Origin of the sequence: Pseudoalteromonas tunicata, from assembly GCF_002310815.1 — a bacterium.
Lineage (GTDB): Bacteria > Pseudomonadota > Gammaproteobacteria > Enterobacterales > Alteromonadaceae > Pseudoalteromonas > Pseudoalteromonas tunicata.
In genome coordinates, this window is record NZ_CP011033.1 from 109,268 (window position 1) to 124,108 (window position 14,841).

The following is a 14,841-nucleotide window of genomic DNA, read 5'->3' on the forward strand; positions in this document are numbered from 1 at the left end:
TTAAAGTTGGACTGTGGCTCTGGCTGCAGACAAATTAGCTTAGCAGCAAAGTGGAAACTTGTAATACATTGTATCAAAATAGGGACTCGGTTATTGTTTATACGTATTATTGTTACACCGGTCATTTTAACGTCCCGTTAAGTACCTTAATGTTGTGATGTAACCCAAAAGGTGATGAAAGATCAATTAATTGTAAAGGTCGTTATGGATGATGGACGCACTAGCACTTCGATATTTAAGATTTGGAGCTATAAATAATGGAATTTGTCGCCGAGAGAGTTACTCATGTTCAGTTACCTGAGGGTTATTATGTTGCATTGATTAACCCTGAAAGTTTAATAAAAAACCATGTTGTTAAAGAAGTAGGAGCCTTGCGGCATCGAGTTTGGGCTGCTAGAGGCATGGATATGTCTAATTCTCTGGTGGCTAACTCATGGGTAGAAAAAGAAGACTATCATGCTTATATATGGGGAGTTTATTTTGAGAATAAATTAATAGCATCGGCCCGCTTAAGTATGCATACCTCAATTGAAACGTTGCCAGAATCTTCGTTATATACCCAGTTTTTCGATCAGATTAGCTATCCCATAGCATCATTTAATCGGCTCGTGGTATGTGAAAACCATCGAGGTTTACAGTTATCTACTTTTTTAGTCACAGAACGGATCAATATGTCTTTAAAGCTAGGGGCTAGCTGTATCGTATTTGATTGCCCTGGGTCTAGAGTGAGCAAAATGAAAGCGCATGGCTTTTCCCCATTAGGGCAACCTCAAGCAGGGTCGAAATGTAGTGCAATCAATTGGGTGGTTATGCATAAAAAGTTAGCAACTAAGCACACTGGCTAGTTTGGATATTTTTTTATGTAGGCAATTTTTTGCTGTTTAACCTTTTCTTTGAAATTTTAGGTCTATCTTTTTAACAGTATTAATCAATTAAGTATAAGGATTTAGGTATGCCTGGTGCATTTGCTCATATAACAGCAGTTAATATAGCGACTGATAATAATGCCCTTTGTGGAATGAATATTCCTGTGAAAGCAAAATTAATCTTAAGTAAAAATCAAAACTATCTTGAACTTGGCTGCGTATCTCCTGACTACCCTTATTTAGCTGTTGGTCATTCAGAGCAAAATAAATGGGCGGATTTAATGCATTATGAGAAAACAGGAGATGTCATTAAGGCAGCTGTACACTATTGCAAAAAGCTAGAAGGGCTGGCGCAAGAAAAGTGCTTTGCCTGGCTTTGTGGTTATATGTCACATGTTGCTGCTGATATCACCATCCATCCTGTGGTTGAGCTTAAAGTGGGTCCTTATGAACAAAATAAAACACAACACCGTACCTGTGAAATGAATCAAGATGCGTATATCTGGCCGAGATTAAATCTTGGTGAAATAGGTCTGGCAGATAGAGTAGAGCTTAATATTGGATCTTGCACTAGCCAAAATGGTTGTCTTGATGATGATATTACAGGAGTTTGGCAAGCTATTTTAACGGATATACATTCCGATTACGCTCAATTAGCTGCACCAGACTTTAATGCTTGGCATACAGGGTTTCAATTGGTTGTTAATCATGCCGAAGAAGGTTATAGGCTGTTTCCTTGGGCAAGGCATGTTGCAGCAAATAATGGCCTGCTTTACCCCCGTAAAAATGAAATTGATGATAGCTTTATAACCAATCTTGAGACACCTAATGGCCGCATGCATTACAATGATATTTTTGATTTAGCGATTAAAAATATTCAGTTTTTTATCACAATTATCGCTAATGCTGTTTTTGACGATGGCGAATGCAGCCAAATCTGCAATTGGAATCTAGATAATGGCCGAGATGAAACTGGAAGCTTAACCGCGTGGAATATTTAAGATGAAATACATTATTTTAGTACTCACTATTTTTTTATCTGTCGGTTGTAACAAGTTAGCCAATGCTCATGATCCAGAGAAAATTATTGATCTTGCCTCACAATTAAAAGACATCGCTGCCGCGGTGGATGGCACGTTAAAGTTTAGTGCGCAACAATATGTAACTTCACAAGCGCTGCTGTTAGCTGCTATCAATAATGATGAAACTAAGCTTGAACCATTTAAAGGTTATGAGCTTAAAATTGAAATTCAAGATAATCATGCCATTTTATTGCTTTGTGAGCATGACGTTGTATTAATTGAAGATGCTGGATGTACCGCTCAGTCTGATGTTCAACATTGGCAGTCAACCGCTAATAAAGCGTGTGAAGTGACGCTAAATGCAAGCCAAGTTTGTAGTTTTTGAACATAAAACAGCACGTGTCTATACCTAACGAGGTCTTGAAGTAACCCAATGCTGGATAATAAATCTATTTCAGCCAGCTATTTTTAACCTTAACAGCGTTGTAGTAACTTGCAATAGGCTCGCTCTCCTTAAAAATCCCTGACAAGAGATCTGGAGCCTACTTATTTATCTTTAATTCAATATGTTATTAAATTTCCTATTCAGAATTTAGGTTAAGTAAAACTGATAAGCAGTATTAAGATTAAAATATTGACTCACGTTAAAACATTCAGCCTCATCACTTTATAGGGCGTTTTAATGTGAAAATCACTCGCAGATTGTATGAGTTAATCGGTCATTTTTGTTGGTGTCTATCATTTCACTTTGTGAAAAATAGCAATCTATGACACCCATAACTCCCTCATTGATATAAATTTAATCAATCTTAACAATTTATTCTCTCATCTTTTTGGGGCTTTATTTTTTTAGCCGTAATTTGCTCTAAAGTTAAATAATACAATTGCATATGCAAATGATAACAGTTATCATGCGCGCCTTTCATATCAATAAATGTTATTTAATTGCTTTTCAAGGAAGTACCATGAAACCTCGCCCGCTTTATTTAGCCTCAATTATCAGTGTATTACTCTCATCAGGTTCCGTTTTTGCTGAGGATGATAGCGCGCAAAATATGGAAGTCATGGTGGTAACCGCCTCCGGTTATGAGCAAAAATTAATTGATGCACCCGCCAGCGTTTCGGTGGTGAGTCGTGCGGATTTACAAAATAAACCGTTTACTAGTTTGGCTGATGCACTGCGTGATATTGAAGGTATTGATGTTGGCGCTGGGCAAGATAAAAACGGTAATATCAGCATTACTATGCGTGGTTTACCGGCCAATTATACCTTGGTATTGATTGATGGCCGCCGTCAGAGTGATGTCGGAAATATTGGCCCAAACAATTTTGGTAATAGCCAATTTATGTACATGCCACCACTTGAAGCGATTGAACGTATTGAAGTGGTGCGTGGCCCAATGTCGACCCTATACGGTGCTGATGCAATTGGTGGTGTGATCAACATTATTACTCGTAAAAACATGAATAGCACCCATGGCAGCATGACGCTTAGCAGTAATGTGCAAGCAGATAGTCAGTATGGTAACGATAATAAAATCGATTTATACCTAACAGGCCCAAGTGGCATTGACGGATTAACGTATGGCGTGCGAGGCAGTTTTTATGACCGCGATGAAAGTGCACCGACTTATAGCGACAGTTTACCGCTGCCTAATGGGTCAATGTGGGTCGATGATGGCAGTTTTGGCGATAAAAAAATTGTTGCGGCTCATAACTGGAATGCAGGCTTAAGTCTTAATTATCAATTTGATAGCAAAAATGACTTTGCGTTTGAATATGATATTGCTAAACAACGCTACGACAATACCCAAGGTCAAACAGGCACATTAGATAGTCCTGTTAGTTTATGGCGTGTCAGCAAAGGCATAGTGCAACCACGTGTAGGTTATACGCCTTATCAACGTGTAGAACGTGAGCAATTTGTATTTGCCCATGTGGGTCGTTATGACTTTGGTACGCTTTCAACGAGTTTAACCCAAAGTCGCAGTGAAAATTTTGGCCGCTCTTTACCCCTTAATGTGCAAGAGCGTTTAGGTGTTCAGGCTATTTGGGATAACGCAGTGGCCGAGCAAGGCACCAGTAAACCTAAATTAACCGATGCTATTTATCAGCAACTTGAAGCGCAATTTTTGCCACGTCCAGTGCGTACTTTACAAATAGAGAATTTAATACTTAATAGTAAACTCGAATCGAATATCGATAACCACTATTTTGTGGTGGGCGCCCAGTATTTTGATGCTTCGATGGAAGATGGCGTATTTGGTATGTATGGCGATGGATTTCGCTCCGGGACTACGCAAGATCATCGCCAAAGCGCTATTTTTGCTGAAGATAATTGGGAATTAAGCCGCCAATTAACAGCAACGTTTGGTGCCCGTTATGATCACCATAATATTTTTGGCTCCCAAGTAAGTCCGCGTGCTTATTTGGCGTATTCGCCAACCAATGAATGGACGGTAAAAGGCGGAGTGAGCACAGGTTATAAAACACCAGAGCCGAATCAGTTATTTCCGGGCATTACCGGTTTTGGTGGTCAAGGCACTAAGCCGTTTGTTGGCACGCCAGACTTACAACCCGAAACCAGTGTTAACTATGAAGTTGCCGCTTATTTTAATGGCAGCGATGCATTAAGCGGTAATATCACAGTTTTTTATAATGATTTTAAAGACAAAATCATTAACCAAGATAATTTACCCAACTGTGAAGTGGCTCCCGCTAATACGCCATGTGTTGAAATTGGCAAAGGTTGGGCAGGCGTTGGCAGCACTAGTTTTACTCAAGCAGCCAATGTTGATGAATCTCAAACTCGCGGTGTGGAAGTATCGGCACGTTATCAATTTATTGAAACTTTAGCCCTCAGTGGTAATTTTACGTATACTGACAGTGAAGTTAAAAGTGGGCGCGACAGTGGTTTGCCGCTAGTGAATACACCAAAAAATATGTATAACGTGACGCTGGCATGGCAGCCAATGGAGCAATTAAGTGTGTCTTTGTTAGCTGAAATTCGAAGTGATCGTTTTCGTGGTACTGCTAATATATCGGGTCCACAAGGTCCAGAAACACAAAAGTTATATTACAAAGCCTACGATTTATATCATTTAGCCGCGAGTTATAAATTGAGCAACAATCTTGCAATTAATGCGCGTATTAACAATATATTAGATGATGATTTATCAAGCAGAACGTGTTTGTTAGCCGCCTCTGAAGAAGAATATGAATGTACTTCTGATTACAATACAACGCAAAAAGCACGTAGCTACTGGGTATCGCTAAGTTACAATTTCTAACTTCTCGCAATTAAGTAAGAGTGATTAAGTGTGAGTAATTAAGCTTGCACTTATAGCTAACTGAATAAACTAACCCGCTTACCATAAGGTAAAGCGGGTTTGTTTTTTGTATGTGCTCTAGGTGCTACAATGAAATGGCGTCACCTTCATTAAGCACTAAAATGGGCATGGTTGAGCCCATTTGCTCTTTCATATTTAACAGCCTTACTAAGGCGGAATGTGAACTGATATCACCCATTTTCCAACTAGCATTGCCATAACCCCATGGGATCATCACTTTACAGCCTAAGTCTTGAGCGGCAGTTAACGCATCTTCGGGTGTCATGTGCACATAGCGATACCAGTTTGCATCCTCTGGGTGATGATAAGAAGCAATCGGTAATAAACAGATATCTATGTCGCCTAGTTGTTGTTTAATATCGGCAAAATGCGCCGAATAACCGGTATCGCCGGCAAAAAATAGTTTTTTACCTTTTGATTCAAGTACCCAGCCATTCCAGCTGGCTTTAGCCCAATCTTCATATAAAAAAGGCACCCAAATTCGATTACTAAAATGATGTGCAGGCACGCTATGAATAGTGGTATCACCCACTTGTTGCTTGCTGTACCACGCCATTTCATTAATCTGATAACCGTCGTTAGGAAAATGATCGCCTAAACCAAGCGGCACATAAAAAGGCGTATTGACTCCGATGTCAGCAATGTCTTGCTTATTAAAATGATCGTAGTGAACGTGTGAATACATAATTGCATTGGCGTGAGTAAGTTCTTGCTCAGTTAACTTTGCAGGTAAATTACGATAAAAGCCGCTATCGAGTCGAAAGGCTAAATCAACCGGCCAATCAAATTGTGCAGTAACGGGGTCAAACAAAAATTGCTGGCCGTTGTCGGTGGTGACTTGAAAACTGGCATGGCCAAGCCATTTGACTTTAAAACCACTGTTTAAGGCAAGTGTTGGCTTTGGGCCAATATATTTGCAACGCTCAGCGGGTTGATCTGTTTCACATTGCAATTCAGGGCGAGGCTGATAACAGTTTTCTGTACAGGTGAGCGGATAGGTTTTTTCACCGCTGTATTGGTTTACATAGCGGCCATCATCACCTTTAAATACTTTACTTTGTGGTTGAATAATTTGGTTAACATGATTGGCTGTACTGCAGCCAGTGAGTAAGGTGATAGTGCCAACTAATAGGATTTGAATAGGGTGTTTCATCGAGTTTTCAAGTGCTCAAAATTAACGCTAAAGCGATAGTAACCCGTTTAACAGAAGATTTCAGTAGCAAAATCTAAAGAGATTATTTTACCATACTCACTGCAAGCACATGCTCAATCTGTTGTTTTTTACCATTCCACACGTATTTATAATGGCCAGCCTGAATTGGAATGGTTACCGCTTTGGGTTTAAAGGCTGCAATGCATTGCCCGCCTTGTTCTCTAACACTGTTATAAATTAAGCCATTGCTGCCAAGGCTGCGTAGCTGTTTGGCAAATTGCTGGGGCGCAGCATAATCATCTTGATGCAAATGTGCATACGTATCTGCTCGAATATCATGCAGCGGCAGTGCTACTTTATTGATATAGCAACGCATGGTGAGTTCGGTATCGGGCTCTGCGGTGGCTGCTAAAAATTTTTCGCGGTGATAAATGGTTTCACTAAAGGCGGTATTAAGCTCTTTTGCACCGTAATATACCCCATATTCACGGCCATCGGTAAAGCGTGTTGCAATGCCAATATGGGTAAATGCTGCCATCACCGGCGTTGAACCAACCCCACAAATTCGCTCCTCACTCGGTACTAAAGCAAGGCAGCCTGTTTGTTCGCGCAGCCTATCGTTGGTTAGCGCTTCTATGGCAAAGACTATCTCTAAATCCTGCGGGTCGGCGACATTTTCAAATAAATCGATAGGCGGAAAGTGACTCGGGACAAGGCGATAGACGTTTTCCCAGTCTGGTAAGCAACTATTAACCTCGTTGAGCATCAAGATACCTTCTTAAATCGCTAAGTTGGATCAAGCTACCTTTGAGCATAAATTCAAGGGCGGTTTGGCCATTAAAGGCTTGATTGGGTTTATGTGGCCACGCATCGGCTTGGACGCGAGTAGGAAATAAAATTCCCAGCGCTTTATAAATCCCCATAATGTAAGAAATCCGCTCAAGGGTATCGAGCGATAACGCCGATACTTTGCCTTTTTTCCAGTTGTAAAAGGTTGATTCGGCAGGTTTGCCGAGTAAGATAATTTGATCTTTTCCTTTTACATGCCATGCATCCATGATGTTAAAAAATACGCCAAGTGCGACCTGCGCTGTTTTTTCTGGATGGGTATGTAATACCTGCTCTGTATTTGCTGACATGTTATGCCTTAACACCTTGCCTTAATAGTTTAATATTACTCTGCTTTTGTAGTAAATTCAAATTATACTGTAAAATTGGTGTTTTATTGTGGCGTAGATTCAAGCGCATCGGCTGTAACCGTACGGGTATTGTTTTCACTTAAGGGTGAATCGAGCTGCTCAAAGGTGTTTAATTGCAGCATTTGTTCGGTAAAACGTTTTGCTAAGCTTGCACACTGCAATAAGTTATCAATTTCGGGCAGACCTTGTTGTAAGGCATTGGCTAAAATCGCCATTTTTAAGTGCTGATAATCAATCAGTGCTTGTGTCCAGGCTTGTTGATCTGCGTTTTGGCATACATCTTGAGCTTGTTTTAACCATTGTGTAAGGGCTAAACGGGGTGATGCATCGTGTTTAGTGCTGGCTAAATCAAGACTCGAAATTTGTTTAAGCGCGTTATTTGCGTTATGTAAGTAATGACTCGCAATCAGTACTTGCGTGAAACTATGCGCATGTTCTTCGGTCAATTGTTGTTGCGCGCAATTTTGCACAAACAAGTTCAATTGATTTAATCCTTGTTCAATTTGAGCCATGGCGGCAGGTTTTTGTTGTGGCTGTACCAAGCTTTGTAAATCAATACTTAAAATCTGTAAGTGCAGTTGTTTTAATTCGGTTTGTGCTGCGCGTGTTGCTAAATCTGGGATTTGGCTGATATTGTTATCGAGCTGGCTTGTAGTGCCTGTTAGCTTTTGATTAAAACACCGTAATAAATATGCTGACATTCGAGGCTCTAGCGGCAGCATTAACATCACCCCTAACAAATTAAAAACACTATGAAAAATAGTGACTGTTAAGGTTGCAGCCGAAGTAAATTGTAATGTTTGTTCAAGCCAGGCAATGCCAAATAGCAATGGGCTAATCAGCAATAAAGCAACAACCGCCGTTACACAGTTGAATAAAACATGGGCATAAGCGAGGCGCTTTGCATTTGCTGTCGCCCCTAAAGTTGCTAATAAAGCGGTAGACGTAGTGCCAATATTTGCGCCAACTACTGCCGCAGCCGCAAGTTCTAAGCTTGCCAATTGAGTGGCTACAGCGGTTAAAATCAGCGCAATGGCCGCGCTTGATGATTGGGTTAATACGGTGAGCAGTGTGCCTAATAATAATCCTGCAATATAGGCATTGCCAATCCATGCACTAAAGGCGGCTAAATCGATTTGCCCCGTGAGTTCTGAAAAGGTTTGCTGTAGTGCCCCAATACCCATAAAGAGTAGGCCAAAGCCTGCGAGCGCCATGCCAAAAGAGCGTGCGCGGTCACTCCAACCAAAGACCTTTAAAAATGCGCCTACGCCAATTAAAGCAAATGTATAAGCATCGAGTTTAACGGTAAAACCAAATAGCGTGACAAGCCATGCGGTGAGTGTGGTGCCCACATTACTGCCAAAAATCACCCAAACTGATTGGCGAAAGGTCATTAAACTGGCATTAACAAAGCCAATGGTGGCGACGGTTACAGCACTGGATGATTGCACTAACGCGGTCACTAATACCCCAGCTGCAAAGCCACGCGAGCGACTTTTGGTCCATGTGCCGAGTAAATGTTCAAGCGCTTTACCGCCTGCGAGTTTTAGCCCTTCAGTGAGTAACCACATGCCAAGTAAAAATAATCCTAGAGCGCCAAGCAGTTGCAGCATAATGATCCTTGCTATAAATAGCGGTTGATTTGCGTTTAGTTAAGCCGATTATCACTTTAGCATCTTACTTGGCTTGAGTTACTTTAGAGAAGTATTGAATATGATATTGATCAATGAAGCGCCAATTAAGTTGAATTTTGCAGTAATTGTGCTAACAGATTGTTTTTTATAACGCTTAAAGGCGAAGTTAAGGGTGGCACAGCCAACAAATGTTTGGGCTGTGTCAATGTTGATTAGTGGACTGAGCCACTAATTCTTTACACTGGTTTCTACTAATAGCGCTAACAATTGTAGTGATTCTTGCCAGCCTAAATAACATGCTTCTGGCAAAATTATTTCTGGAATACCCGCTTGGACAATTTTGATATCGGTGCCGCACATTAATTCTTTTAAGCTGATGGTGACTAGTATTTCGCCGCTTAAATTCGGATCATCAAATTGGTCGGTATAACGGATACGTTGATTGGCAATCAGCTCTAGATAGGTGCCACCAAAAGAATGGGCTTCCCCGGTAGCAAAGTTATGAAAAGTAAGCGCAAAGGTGCCGCCCTCAATGGCATTAATATGATCAACGCTGCAAGTAAACCCGTTTGGTGGTAACCATTTACACAAGGCCGTGCCCTCAATAAAAGCACGGTAAACGCGGTTAGCTGGCGCACGCAGCACGCGGTGTAACTCAATGGTTGATGTAGGCATAAAAACTCCTTTGTTAGGATAATTGGTAGAGTTGTTTTTAATTGGACTTTTCAGTTATAGCAGAGTCATTACGGATAGGTTAATTTTTGTACGGGTACAGGTGTGGCCAAGGTGGTTGCCTTATACTTATCGCCTAACTTGATATAAAAGGCTTGAGTATTAACAATCAAGCACGGTAGATTGAGCGCCAATTCATTGCTCATACTAAGCTAGAGAGAAATATGTCGTTATTAAAAATCGGAAAAACCTTGTTAGGGCTTAGCTGCGCTGCCTATTTAAGTGCTTGTAGTACGTTAAATTCAGTGGCTTTATATCAAGTGAGTGAAGCCAAACTTAACAGCCAAGTGGCTGGGCAATTGGCACAATTGAGCCGAAATGAACAAATAATGGGATTACCCGTCACGCTATCGGTCAAGCAAGCTACGTTTAAAATTGGCCCTGAAGGGCGAGATGTTTTGAACGTGACGGTAAAAGCTCAAGCTGCTGTCAGTGTGTTTGGTTTGAGTTATCCGGTCACACTCAATACTGCGCTTGAGGCTTCGCCCGAGTATCGTAGTCAAGACCATAGTGTGTATTTGAATTCGTTACAGATTTTAAACTCATCTATTAGTGCCCCAGGCTATAAAGGAAATTTAAAACCAATCGATCAGCGTTTTCAAAGTTTGTTAAATGATTTTTTGGCTAACAACCCTGTTTATCGCTTAAACGAAGCTAACCCAACTGAGCGGTTATTAATGGCAGTGCCATTAAATTTACGAATTAAAAGTGGTGCAATAGAATTAACGCCTAAACTAAATTAGGACTTGTTTTGATGGCTTAGAAAGCTTCCTAAGCCATAAAAACAAGTCAAGTTATAGTCGTTATTGTGTTTTTGAATAAAGTTAAAGGTTTAAAAATCAAATGCTTAAATATTATTCTTTTGATTGTTTTTATTACTATACACATTTGTTTACGATCAATAACTGGTGTTTTGTTATAAATTTGTTACTTTATTATCAGAGTAAGGCAACGAAGAGTGGAAAATGAATAACGATTTTAAAGGACTATGTTTATTTTTAGGATTAGTAGGACTTGCCTATGTGGTGATGCTGTTAGTCTTAGTGGCTTTTACGGGTCTTAAAATAGCCAAAAGTATTTTGTTTATTCTACTGTTGTCATCAAGTTTAATTGCATTTGGCTTAAAGCCTGAGGTTAGAGCGCGGATTATTAGCAGGGCAAAAGCCGCTTTTTGCCGTGCAAGTTAATATTGTTTTAATAGTATGGTTATTGCCCAAGATAAATTTGTGATTCCGTATTGATGTTACGCGCTACATGGTAGCTTTTTAATCGTTTAAAACTAAAACGGTCGTTAGAGTAAAGTTACTTTAACGACCGTTTTGTTTTTTATTTTGAATTTAGGTCTTTTAAGCACCTAAAACAAAATGAATTAAGCGCGAATTTGGCCATCACCAGAGACTAAATATTTTTCGGTGGTGAGCGATTCAAGACCCATAGGGCCATACGCATGAAGTTTTGTCGTGGCAATGCCTATCTCAGCCCCTAAACCCAGTTCACCGCCATCAGAAAATCGTGATGAAGCGTTGATCATGACCACAGAAGCATCAACTAAACGTTGAAATAACGCAGCGCGCATTCGGTCTTCAGTACAAATTACTTCAGTATGATGGCTGCCAAATTGATGAATATGATCTAAGGCTTGTGACATGTTGTCGACCACTTTGATTGCAATCTCAAGGCTTAAATATTCTTCACCAAACTGGTCATCTGCAAGTAAGGTTGCGTCTTCAAAAAAGGCAAACGCGGTTTTACAGGCATTCACTTTAACCTTATGTATTTTGAGCGCATATGACACTAACGGTAAAAATTGCGCCATAATATCGCGATGCACAATCAGACCTTCAAGGGCGTTGCAGACGCCGGTGCGTTGGGTTTTGCCGTTAAGAAGAAGATTAAGTGCTTTTTCAAGATCAGCTTCTTTATCAATGTATAAATGGCAAACACCTTTAAAGTGCTGAATAACGGGTATTTTACTGTTATCAGTCACAAAGTTAATTAAGCCTTCACCGCCGCGAGGAATGATCACGTCAATGTGATCTCGCTGCTGCATTAAATCCATTAGTAATGCACGCTCTGCTGTAGGCACTACGGTGATTAGCGCTTCGGGCAATTCAAATGAGCGCAGTACAGCCTGTAATACCTCAGCAATCGCTTTACTTGAATTAAGTGCTTCTTTACCGCCACGTAAAATAACGGCATTGCCGGATTTAAAACACAGTGCTGCTGCGTCGGCTGTGACATTTGGACGAGCCTCAAAAATCATGCAAATAACCCCAAGTGGCATGCGCATTTTACTGATTTTTAAGCCATTAGGTTGTGTGCCTAAATCACGTAATTTACCTACTGGATCGGGTAGGGTGGCAATCGTTTCAATGCCTGTTGCCATGGCTTCAATGCGTTCTTCGTTGAGCATTAAGCGGTCGAGCATCGCATCAGGTAAATTATCGGCTCTTGCTTGGTTTAAATCTAAATGATTGGCTGCCAAGATAGGCGCGCAATGCTCTCGTAAACTCGCAGCCATAGTGCGTAAAATAGTATTTTTGCTTTCTTCTTTTAAGGTTAATAACGTACGAGCTGCTTGAGACGCTTGTTGCGATAAGTTTTTGATAAGATTCATACGTTCTCCAATAGGGCAAAATGTTTTTTAGAAATAATTGAATTATGTTGTGGATGCAATGAGCCCACGAGTTCCGGGATGCTGGGTTGCTGTTTAACATAATTGAGTAAGCAACTGCTGTAATTGGCAGTGGCTTTGGCCATGCGCGTGCCATCACAACTTCTAAGTAAAATGGTATCACCAACCGAAAACTCACCTTTGACCTCAACAATGTCATCACTGGTAATAACTGGGCTGTTTTGTGCAAAATGGTCTTTATGTTCATCGATAATCACTTCACCACATTCTTTTGTGGTGTGTGTCATCCAATGTTGACTCGGTGAGAGTGGGCTTTCGCAGGCGACAAAATGAGTACCTGGATTTTGGCCCTCAAGTAAATAATGAAAAGATTGGGCTTTGAAGCCATTAATAATATAGGTATCGATACCTTGTGCGGTTGCCTTTTGGGCAGCTTCAATTTTAGTTTGCATACCACCGGTGCCGGTTGCACTAATGGCTCCACCCGCCATCGCAAAAATGTCAGGCGTGATGCGCGTTACATCTTTAAGTAATTGTGCGTCACTAAACTTATGCGGGTTTTTATCATAGAGACCATCAACATCAGTGCAAATTAATAAGGCATCTGCATCAACCGCCGCTGCTGTCATTGCAGCTAAGTTGTCGTTGTCACCTACTTTAAGTTCTTCTGATGTCACGGTATCGTTTTCGTTTACTATCGGCATAATGCCGTTGTCGAGTAAAGATTCGATGGTATCTTTTACGCTGATATAACGTTCACGATTACATAAATCAGCATGGGTCAATAAAATTTGCGCCACCGGTAAACCCAATAGCTTATCCCACATTGCCATCATTTCAGTTTGGCCCGCAGCAGCCATTGCTTTTTTAAGTGCCAAATTCGGTTGTTGATTGTTAAATAAATAACGTCCTGCAGCGACTGAGCCTGATGATACTAAAACGACCTGCTGACCTTGTTGGCGAATGCGATGAATAAAATCAGCAATGTTTTTAAGGTATTTTTCACTGCAACCACAGGCGGTGGGTGCAATAAGAGCGCTGCCGACTTTAATGACTAAACGTTGTTTTTGTGTAATTGACATACGTCCTCTTTATTTAATTGTTAGTGATAATTGAGCGGTTGGTGCCGCTGATACTTTGGCCAATTGCGTTTGGCCAAAAGATAACCAGTAAATATTGAGAGTAGTAAAATGGGAGTGCTGATTGGCAAAGAGGCTTCGCTTGCCAATGAGGGCTTGGTAAAGAGTAGTTACTGGTTGTGAGAGGTAATTCACAGCCAATCTACTTTTGAAGAGGTTCATTTCATTCCTGTTTTAATAGTATTCAACTTATAAAATGCTAATCAAAAATTTCTTTAAAAAATCACCAAATCTAAAAAGTGATAAAAAACAGTTGATTACTATTTTAGTGGTTGTTTTATTGATTAAGCTTTTATATAAAACTTAATTCATCACTAATAATTAGTGTTCTAACTATTATATTGAAGGTAAATCGCTCAAAGATCAACCCCACAATACGATTTAAGTTTTATCTTATTGTTTTTTATTACTTTTAATTTAGCGTTTCTAAATTAAAAGTAATTTTGTTAGAATTGAATTAATTTGAGTTGTATTGAGTTGGGAAATGAAAAAGTATCAAGAGCTTTTGGTATCGATAAGGCAAGTGATCCGTGCAATCGATTTATATTCAAAAAAACTAAGCAAAGAGACGGGCCTCACCAGCCCTCAGCTGTTGGTATTGCAAGCTATTTCACAGCAAGACGGTGTGATGGTAAAAGAAATTGCCGAACAAATTAATTTAAGTTCAGCCACCATTACCAGTATTTTAGATCGCCTCGAAATAAGAGAATTAGTAATAAGAGAGCGCTCAACCACAGATAAACGCAGAGTCGGTATTTCGCTGACAGATAAAGGGTTTGATATTATTAAAGACTCTCCTACACCGTTGCAAGAGCACTTCATTGCCCGCTTTGAATCGATGCAAGAGTGGGAGCAATCACAAATGCTCGCTACTATGCAGCGCATTGTAAGCATGATGGACGCAGAAGATCTTGATGCCTCACCTCTGCTCGAAGTGGGGCAAATACAAAAAACAGCTCCTATAGAAAATAATTAGAGTTCAAACTAATTAGCCTACAGTGGTGGTCTTTACTCGTTTTGATTGCTTGCAATAGACATGCTTTTTTAGCTAAAACTTAAAGCATTCCAATCTAATGAGGGACTTGCTTCGTAATGCAGGGTAAACATCGGA

Annotated in this window: 14 protein-coding genes; 7 read left to right on the forward strand and 7 right to left on the reverse strand. The window is 40.3% G+C overall.

Annotated elements, in window-relative coordinates:
* Nucleotides 1-257: 257 nt before the first annotated feature.
* The 4 genes from PTUN_RS18390 (at nt 258) to PTUN_RS18405 (ending at nt 5,178) form a co-directional block, all read left to right on the forward strand.
* Nucleotides 258-845 (forward strand): hypothetical protein, encoded by a 588-nt coding sequence (locus tag PTUN_RS18390; protein ID WP_009836449.1) that lies wholly within the window; start codon nt 258-260, stop codon nt 843-845.
* A 107-nt stretch (nt 846-952) separates the two neighbouring features.
* Nucleotides 953-1,867 (forward strand): zinc dependent phospholipase C family protein, encoded by a 915-nt coding sequence (locus PTUN_RS18395; RefSeq protein ID WP_009836448.1) that lies wholly within the window; start codon nt 953-955, stop codon nt 1,865-1,867.
* A 1-nt stretch (nt 1,868) separates the two neighbouring features.
* Entirely contained in the window at nt 1,869-2,273 is a 405-nt protein-coding gene (locus tag PTUN_RS18400; protein WP_009836447.1) for a hypothetical protein, read from the forward strand.
* Nucleotides 2,274-2,853: 580 nt separating this feature from the next.
* Nucleotides 2,854-5,178, forward strand: coding sequence for a TonB-dependent receptor domain-containing protein (locus tag PTUN_RS18405; RefSeq protein ID WP_040643511.1), 2,325 nt, complete (start codon nt 2,854-2,856; stop codon nt 5,176-5,178).
* A 124-nt stretch (nt 5,179-5,302) separates the two neighbouring features.
* On the opposite strand, the gene PTUN_RS18410 is transcribed toward PTUN_RS18405, so the two are convergent.
* From PTUN_RS18410 to PTUN_RS18430, 5 genes are all read right to left on the reverse strand, one after another.
* On the reverse strand, nt 5,303-6,391 hold the full coding sequence (locus PTUN_RS18410; protein WP_009836445.1) for an MBL fold metallo-hydrolase: 1,089 nt from the start codon (nt 6,389-6,391) through the stop codon (nt 5,303-5,305).
* Nucleotides 6,392-6,473: 82 nt separating this feature from the next.
* Nucleotides 6,474-7,157: an RES family NAD+ phosphorylase gene (locus tag PTUN_RS18415; protein ID WP_009836444.1), complete on the reverse strand. Its 684-nt coding sequence runs from the start codon at nt 7,155-7,157 to the stop codon at nt 6,474-6,476.
* Nucleotides 7,141-7,530 (reverse strand): MbcA/ParS/Xre antitoxin family protein, encoded by a 390-nt coding sequence (locus PTUN_RS18420; protein ID WP_009836443.1) that lies wholly within the window; start codon nt 7,528-7,530, stop codon nt 7,141-7,143. The genes PTUN_RS18415 and PTUN_RS18420 overlap by 17 nt, the downstream gene beginning before the upstream one ends.
* An 83-nt stretch (nt 7,531-7,613) precedes the next feature.
* Nucleotides 7,614-9,203: a Na/Pi cotransporter family protein gene (locus PTUN_RS18425; protein WP_009836442.1), complete on the reverse strand. Its 1,590-nt coding sequence runs from the start codon at nt 9,201-9,203 to the stop codon at nt 7,614-7,616.
* Between the two features lie 249 nt (nt 9,204-9,452).
* Nucleotides 9,453-9,899, reverse strand: coding sequence for an SRPBCC family protein (locus tag PTUN_RS18430; protein ID WP_009836441.1), 447 nt, complete (start codon nt 9,897-9,899; stop codon nt 9,453-9,455).
* Between the two features lie 221 nt (nt 9,900-10,120).
* Here PTUN_RS18430 and PTUN_RS18435 point away from each other — a divergent pair, with 221 nt between their 5' ends.
* Nucleotides 10,121-10,699 carry a YceB family lipoprotein gene (locus tag PTUN_RS18435; protein ID WP_009836439.1) on the forward strand — a complete coding sequence of 193 codons (579 nt, stop codon included), beginning with the start codon at nt 10,121-10,123 and terminating at the stop codon, nt 10,697-10,699.
* Nucleotides 10,700-10,921: 222 nt separating this feature from the next.
* Nucleotides 10,922-11,143 carry a hypothetical protein gene (locus PTUN_RS18440; protein WP_009836438.1) on the forward strand — a complete coding sequence of 74 codons (222 nt, stop codon included), beginning with the start codon at nt 10,922-10,924 and terminating at the stop codon, nt 11,141-11,143.
* Nucleotides 11,144-11,325: 182 nt separating this feature from the next.
* Here the strand turns inward: PTUN_RS18440 and PTUN_RS18445 are convergent, their stop codons facing one another.
* Together PTUN_RS18445 and proB are read right to left on the reverse strand one after the other, a co-directional pair.
* Nucleotides 11,326-12,573, reverse strand: a complete 1,248-nt coding sequence (locus PTUN_RS18445) for a glutamate-5-semialdehyde dehydrogenase (protein ID WP_009836437.1) — start codon at nt 12,571-12,573, stop codon at nt 11,326-11,328.
* The gene (gene proB / locus PTUN_RS18450; protein ID WP_009836436.1) at nt 12,570-13,673 is read right to left on the reverse strand and encodes a glutamate 5-kinase; all 1,104 of its coding nucleotides are present in this window, start codon (nt 13,671-13,673) and stop codon (nt 12,570-12,572) included. The genes PTUN_RS18445 and proB overlap by 4 nt, the downstream gene beginning before the upstream one ends.
* Before the next feature lie 541 nt (nt 13,674-14,214).
* Here proB and PTUN_RS18460 point away from each other — a divergent pair.
* Nucleotides 14,215-14,706 (forward strand): MarR family winged helix-turn-helix transcriptional regulator, encoded by a 492-nt coding sequence (locus PTUN_RS18460; RefSeq protein ID WP_009836433.1) that lies wholly within the window; start codon nt 14,215-14,217, stop codon nt 14,704-14,706.
* The last annotated feature ends 135 nt before the right edge of the window (nt 14,707-14,841 follow it).

Bases quoted from the DNA above. Each gene is read 5' to 3' on its own strand.
- proB (WP_009836436.1), bottom strand. From the start codon at position 13,673: ATGTCAATTACACAAAAACAACGTTTAGTCATTAAAGTCGGCAGCGCT.
- PTUN_RS18445 (WP_009836437.1), bottom strand. From the start codon at position 12,573: ATGAATCTTATCAAAAACTTATCGCAACAAGCGTCTCAAGCAGCTCGT.
- PTUN_RS18405 (WP_040643511.1), top strand. From the start codon at position 2,854: ATGAAACCTCGCCCGCTTTATTTAGCCTCAATTATCAGTGTATTACTC.
- PTUN_RS18430 (WP_009836441.1), bottom strand. From the start codon at position 9,899: ATGCCTACATCAACCATTGAGTTACACCGCGTGCTGCGTGCGCCAGCT.
- PTUN_RS18395 (WP_009836448.1), top strand. From the start codon at position 953: ATGCCTGGTGCATTTGCTCATATAACAGCAGTTAATATAGCGACTGAT.
- PTUN_RS18400 (WP_009836447.1), top strand. From the start codon at position 1,869: ATGAAATACATTATTTTAGTACTCACTATTTTTTTATCTGTCGGTTGT.
- PTUN_RS18420 (WP_009836443.1), bottom strand. From the start codon at position 7,530: ATGTCAGCAAATACAGAGCAGGTATTACATACCCATCCAGAAAAAACA.
- PTUN_RS18390 (WP_009836449.1), top strand. From the start codon at position 258: ATGGAATTTGTCGCCGAGAGAGTTACTCATGTTCAGTTACCTGAGGGT.
- PTUN_RS18440 (WP_009836438.1), top strand. From the start codon at position 10,922: ATGAATAACGATTTTAAAGGACTATGTTTATTTTTAGGATTAGTAGGA.
- PTUN_RS18415 (WP_009836444.1), bottom strand. From the start codon at position 7,157: ATGCTCAACGAGGTTAATAGTTGCTTACCAGACTGGGAAAACGTCTAT.
- PTUN_RS18435 (WP_009836439.1), top strand. From the start codon at position 10,121: ATGTCGTTATTAAAAATCGGAAAAACCTTGTTAGGGCTTAGCTGCGCT.
- PTUN_RS18460 (WP_009836433.1), top strand. From the start codon at position 14,215: ATGAAAAAGTATCAAGAGCTTTTGGTATCGATAAGGCAAGTGATCCGT.
- PTUN_RS18425 (WP_009836442.1), bottom strand. From the start codon at position 9,203: ATGCTGCAACTGCTTGGCGCTCTAGGATTATTTTTACTTGGCATGTGG.
- PTUN_RS18410 (WP_009836445.1), bottom strand. From the start codon at position 6,391: ATGAAACACCCTATTCAAATCCTATTAGTTGGCACTATCACCTTACTC.